The sequence below is a fragment of the Mesorhizobium sp. M7A.F.Ca.ET.027.03.2.1 genome (genome assembly GCF_003999175.1).
In the GTDB taxonomy this organism is placed as follows: Bacteria; Pseudomonadota; Alphaproteobacteria; order Rhizobiales; family Rhizobiaceae; genus Mesorhizobium.
Genome location: NZ_RZOM01000443.1, coordinates 1 through 4,733, shown reverse-complemented (window position 1 = coordinate 4,733; position 4,733 = coordinate 1). Strand labels below are relative to the sequence as shown.

The following is a 4,733-nucleotide window of genomic DNA, read 5'->3' as shown; positions in this document are numbered from 1 at the left end:
ATCTGGCAGCGGTGCCGTCAATCGTCTTCGGCTTGCTCGGCCTCGCGGTGTTCATCAATTTCCTGGGCATGCCGCGCTCCGCCGCTTTCGTCGGCGGCCTGGTGCTGACACTGATGACGCTGCCGACGATCATCATCGCGACGCGCGCTGCACTTGCCGCGGTGCCGCCGTCGATCCGCTCGGCGGCTCTCGGTCTTGGCGCCTCCAAGATGCAGATGGTGTTCCAGCACATCCTGCCGCTTGCCGCACCCGGCATCCTCACCGGCACCATCATCGGTCTAGCGCGTGCGCTCGGTGAAACCGCGCCCCTGCTGCTAATCGGCATGGTCGCCTTCGTCGCCGATCCACCGACGACGCCTTTCGATCCGGCCACCGCGCTGCCGGTGCAGATCTATATGTGGGCGAACGAGGCCGAACGCGCCTTCGTCGAGCGCATGTCGGGCGCGATCATCATCCTGCTCGTCTTCCTCATGGCCATGAACATCACCGCGATCGTGCTTCGGCGTCGGTTCGAGCGGCGCTGGTAGAAAAAAGGCATTTTGGTATGAACATCATGACCGAACAGTCCCTTGAAAACGCAGTGGGCGATAAGATGAACGCCAAGTCGAACGAAGTGATCAAAATGCGCGGCGACAAGGTCGGCGTGTTCTATGGCGAGAAGCAGGCGCTGTTCGATGTCAATCTCGACGTCCGCCTGAATCAGGTGACGGCGCTGATCGGCCCCTCCGGCTGCGGCAAGTCGACCTTCCTGCGTTGCCTCAACCGCATGAACGACACCATCGATTCCGCGCGGGTAACCGGCAAGATAACGCTCGACGAAGAAGACATCTACGACAAGAACATCGATGTCGTCGAACTCAGGGCGCGCGTCGGCATGGTGTTTCAGAAACCCAATCCGTTCCCCAAGTCGATCTACGAGAACGTCGCCTATGGCCCGCGCATCCACGGATTGGCCAAGCGCAAGGCCGACATGGATCAGATCGTCGAGTCGAGCCTGAAGAAGGCGGCAATCTGGAACGAGGTGAAGGACCGTTTGCAGGAACCTGGCACGGGTCTTTCCGGTGGCCAGCAGCAGCGTCTGTGCATTGCACGCGCCATCGCCGTGTCGCCCGAGGTGATCCTGATGGACGAGCCGTGTTCGGCGCTCGACCCGATCGCCACTGCTCGCGTCGAGGAACTGATCGACGAACTGCGCCAGAACTATACGATCGTCATCGTCACCCATTCGATGCAGCAGGCAGCGCGCGTGTCGCAGCGCACCGCGATGTTCCATCTAGGCTATCTGGTCGAGGAGGGCGCCACCGACAAGATGTTCACCACCCCCGACGACAAACGCACCCAGGACTACATCACCGGCCGGTTCGGCTGAGCTCAGGCATATGAGGGACGAAGATCATGGGTGAACATACCGTTGCATCTTTCGATGAGGATCTGGAGCAGATCAGCCAGCTGATCCGCGACATGGGCGATCTCGCCCGCTCGATGGTCAGTGGCTCGACCAAGGCTTTGCTCAATTCGGACAATGCGCTGGCGCAGCGCGTGGTTTCCGACGATGCCATCATGGATGCCCGCCAGCGCGAGCTGGACGATCGCGCCATCACGCTGATCGCCAAGCGCCAGCCAATGGCCAACGATCTGCGTGCGGTGGTCGGTTCGATCCGCATGGCCGGCGACCTCGAGCGCATCGGCGACCTTGCCAAGAACATCGCCAAGCGCGTCGGCACTGTCGGGCTGAGCGTCACGCCGCACGATCTTTCGCATTCGATCGACGCGATGGCGCAGCTGGTGCTGATCCAGGTGCAGGGGGTCGTCGACGAGTATGCCGCCGCTGACGCGGCAGCGCTTGCCACGCTCAGAAACAATGATGAACGCATCGACGTCAAATACACCTCGGTGTTCCGCGAGCTGCTGACCTACATGATGGAAGATCCCCGCAACATCACGGCGTGCACGCACCTGTTGTTTTGCGCCAAGAACCTCGAGCGGATCGGCGACCACGTGACCAACATCGCCGAAAATGCCTACTATGTTTTGACCGGCACGCAGCTGCCAGCCAATCGTCCGAAGCAGGACGAGACGGCAATGTCCGCGCCAGCGGCATAACAGGGGTGACCAGCCGATGATCGCACCACGCATCATGGTGGTGGAGGATGAGGAGCCGCTAGGCGTGCTGCTCCGCTACAATCTTGAATCCGAAGGTTACCAGGTCGAGGTGGTGACGCGCGGCGATGAGGCCGAAATCCGGCTGCAGGAGAACGTTCCCGATCTTCTGGTGCTCGACTGGATGGTGCCTGCGGTTTCGGGCATCGAACTCTGCCGGCGCCTGCGAATGCGTCCCGAGACCGAGCGGCTGCCGATCATCATGCTGACCGCGCGAGGCGAGGAAAGCGACCGCGTGCGCGGCCTGTCGACCGGCGCCGACGACTATCTGGTCAAGCCCTTCTCGACGCCGGAGTTCATGGCCAGGGTCAAGGCGCTGCTGCGCCGGGCCAAGCCGGAAGTGCTGTCCAGCGTGCTAAAGGTCGGCGATATCGTGCTCGATCGCGAGTCGCACCGTGTCTATCGCAAGAAGAGCGAGATCCGGCTTGGGCCGACGGAATTCCGCCTGCTCGAATTCATGATGCGCCATCCAGGCCGCGTGTTCTCGCGCAGCCAGCTGCTCGACAATGTCTGGGGCGAGACGATCTACATCGACGAGCGCACGGTCGACGTGCATGTCGGCCGGCTGCGCAAGGCGGTCAACAATGGCCGTATGCCTGATGTCATCCGCACGATCCGTGGGGCCGGATACGCCATCCGAGAGGACTGAACTCCCTCGTTTGAACTCACGCCACGTTCTTGCCGCCGAAACCGGATCTCGCCTGCACGCCCGGCGCAAAAATCTCCTGATCGACGAAGATCAGCGCCCGCATGGCGCAGCCTTCGCGGATCAGCGGCAGTTCGTTCGGCTCGGTGTCGAAGGAAATCGATTTGGAATGCTGGCCGCCGGCGGTCTGGGCAATCGCTTGCCGCAATGCCGGCTCGATCAGGTCGAAGGCGGCGGCGCTGACACCGACCATGGCGACCGGCGCCGGATCGATCAGCGCGAACAGGCTGCCGAGGCCGTAGCCGAGCGCTTCGCCGGCCTTGCGATAGGCTTCCCGTTCGGGTCCGTCACCTTCGCGGGCCGCGGCAGCCAGGGCGCGCATGTCGGCGTCGCTGACATCGGCGACGGGTTCTGCATCCTCGCCCATCTGCCTGGCGTTGCGCCAGATGGCGTAATTGCCCGCATAGGCTTCGACGCAGCCGCGCCGTCCGCAGCGACATAGCGCGCCGTTCGGCCGATGGATCATGTGGCCGAATTCGCCGCCCGAAGAATGGGTGCCGGTGAACAATTCGCCCTTCAGCACCAGTCCCATGCCGATGCCGTGCGACAAAAGGATAGCGATGAAATCGTCGCGGTAACGATCGGGGTCGCGCCAGCGCAGCGCCACCGCCATCATGTTGCAGTCGTTCTCCATTATGGCAGGGATGCCGAACTCGTCTTCGAATATGTCAGCGAAGGCGATGTCGGTGTGCGGCGTGATCGGCGACCACAGCATGGCGCGGGCACGGGTGTCGGTGATGCCCTGGATGGCCAGCGCGATGCGGGCGATGCTGCGCACGTCCAGGTCGGGATCTGCCAGGCGGCGCCGCACGATGGCCGTGCATTCCCCGATCAGCGACTCGCGCGACATCGTCAGCGTGTCCAGCCGGCGCTGTTCCTCGGATATCACCTGGCCGGCATAGTCGATGACGGCGACGGAGAGGAAGTTCAGCGACAGCACCACGGTCATTACCGCGGCCGCTTCCGGATTGAGACTGAGGCCGACCTGCGGCCGGCCGCGTTTGAGCGAGCCGGCCTCGCTCGGCTTGCTTTCGGTCAGGATGCCTTCGACGATCAGGTCGGATGAAATCGCCGAGATGGTCGAATGGCTGAGGCTTGTGGTCGCGGCGATCTCGGTTCGCGACGGCTGTCCGGCGCGGCGCACTGCCGCGATCACCATGGCGCGGTTGCGGCGGCGCAGATCGTCGTGGCGGATTCCGACCGACATGTTCTTTCATATCCTCCCGGTCGCCGCGGTTCCTCCTGCCCCTGGAACGCTGTCGGTGACGCCGGTAAATACTGGCAGAAGCTGCACGCCGTGTCATTTATTTATTCCGAGACTCGAAAAAAACTCGAAATGACATCAAAATCCATCAGAATCGATGTTGACAGCGTTCGGGCGTTGGCCCAGTATTTTTTCGAGGCTCGAAAAAATAGAGCCTCTGTGCCGGCCCTCGGGTCAGTTTGGTCGCGCCATACGCGGCGCAGGGAGGATAATATGAAAAGATTCACGGCCGCCATCCTGGCGGGTGCCGCCATGTCGCTGACGCTCGCGTCTGTCGCGCAGGCGAAGGACAAGGTTGTCGGCGTTTCGTGGTCCAACTTCCAGGAAGAACGCTGGAAGACCGACGAAGCCGCCATGAAGACGGCGATCGAGGCCGCCGGCGACAAGTACATCTCCGCCGATGCGCAGTCCAATCCCGGCAAGCAGCTTACCGATGTCGAAAGCCTGATCTCGCAGGGCGCTAATTCCCTGATCATCCTGGCGCAGGACGCTTCGGCCATCGGCCCGGCCGTGCAGAAGGCGCTGGACGAAGGCATTCCGGTCGTCGGCTATGACCGGCTGATCGAGAACAAGGACGTCTTCTATCTGACCTTCGACAACAAG

Annotated in this window: 6 protein-coding genes; 5 read left to right on the top strand and 1 reads right to left on the bottom strand. The window is 62.4% G+C overall.

The genetic code is table 11. From position 1 onward, the window contains the following. The 4 genes from EN750_RS19260 to phoB all read left to right on the top strand — a co-directional run. The coding region (locus tag EN750_RS19260; RefSeq protein ID WP_127397348.1) for an ABC transporter permease subunit at positions 1-527 on the top strand (527 nt) is incomplete at its 5' end. Between the two features lie 17 nt (positions 528-544). After that, on the top strand, positions 545-1,369 hold the full coding sequence (gene pstB, locus EN750_RS19255; protein WP_127267721.1) for a phosphate ABC transporter ATP-binding protein PstB: 825 nt from the start codon (positions 545-547) through the stop codon (positions 1,367-1,369). Between the two features lie 26 nt (positions 1,370-1,395). Continuing rightward, entirely contained in the window at positions 1,396-2,103 is a 708-nt protein-coding gene (gene phoU, locus EN750_RS19250; RefSeq protein ID WP_127267720.1) for a phosphate signaling complex protein PhoU, read from the top strand. 16 nt (positions 2,104-2,119) lie between these two features. Further along, complete coding sequence (gene phoB / locus EN750_RS19245) at positions 2,120-2,809, top strand: phosphate regulon transcriptional regulator PhoB (RefSeq protein WP_010911896.1); 690 nt, start codon at positions 2,120-2,122, stop codon at positions 2,807-2,809. A 16-nt stretch (positions 2,810-2,825) separates the two neighbouring features. Here phoB and EN750_RS19240 read toward each other — a convergent pair whose 3' ends face one another. Then, positions 2,826-4,073 (bottom strand): ROK family protein, encoded by a 1,248-nt coding sequence (locus tag EN750_RS19240; RefSeq protein WP_127267719.1) that lies wholly within the window; start codon positions 4,071-4,073, stop codon positions 2,826-2,828. 270 nt (positions 4,074-4,343) lie between these two features. Between EN750_RS19240 and EN750_RS19235 the strand changes: the two genes are divergently transcribed. Further along, positions 4,344-4,733, top strand: a 390-nt coding sequence (locus EN750_RS19235; RefSeq protein ID WP_145967771.1) for a substrate-binding domain-containing protein, incomplete at its 3' end; no start/stop codon positions are given.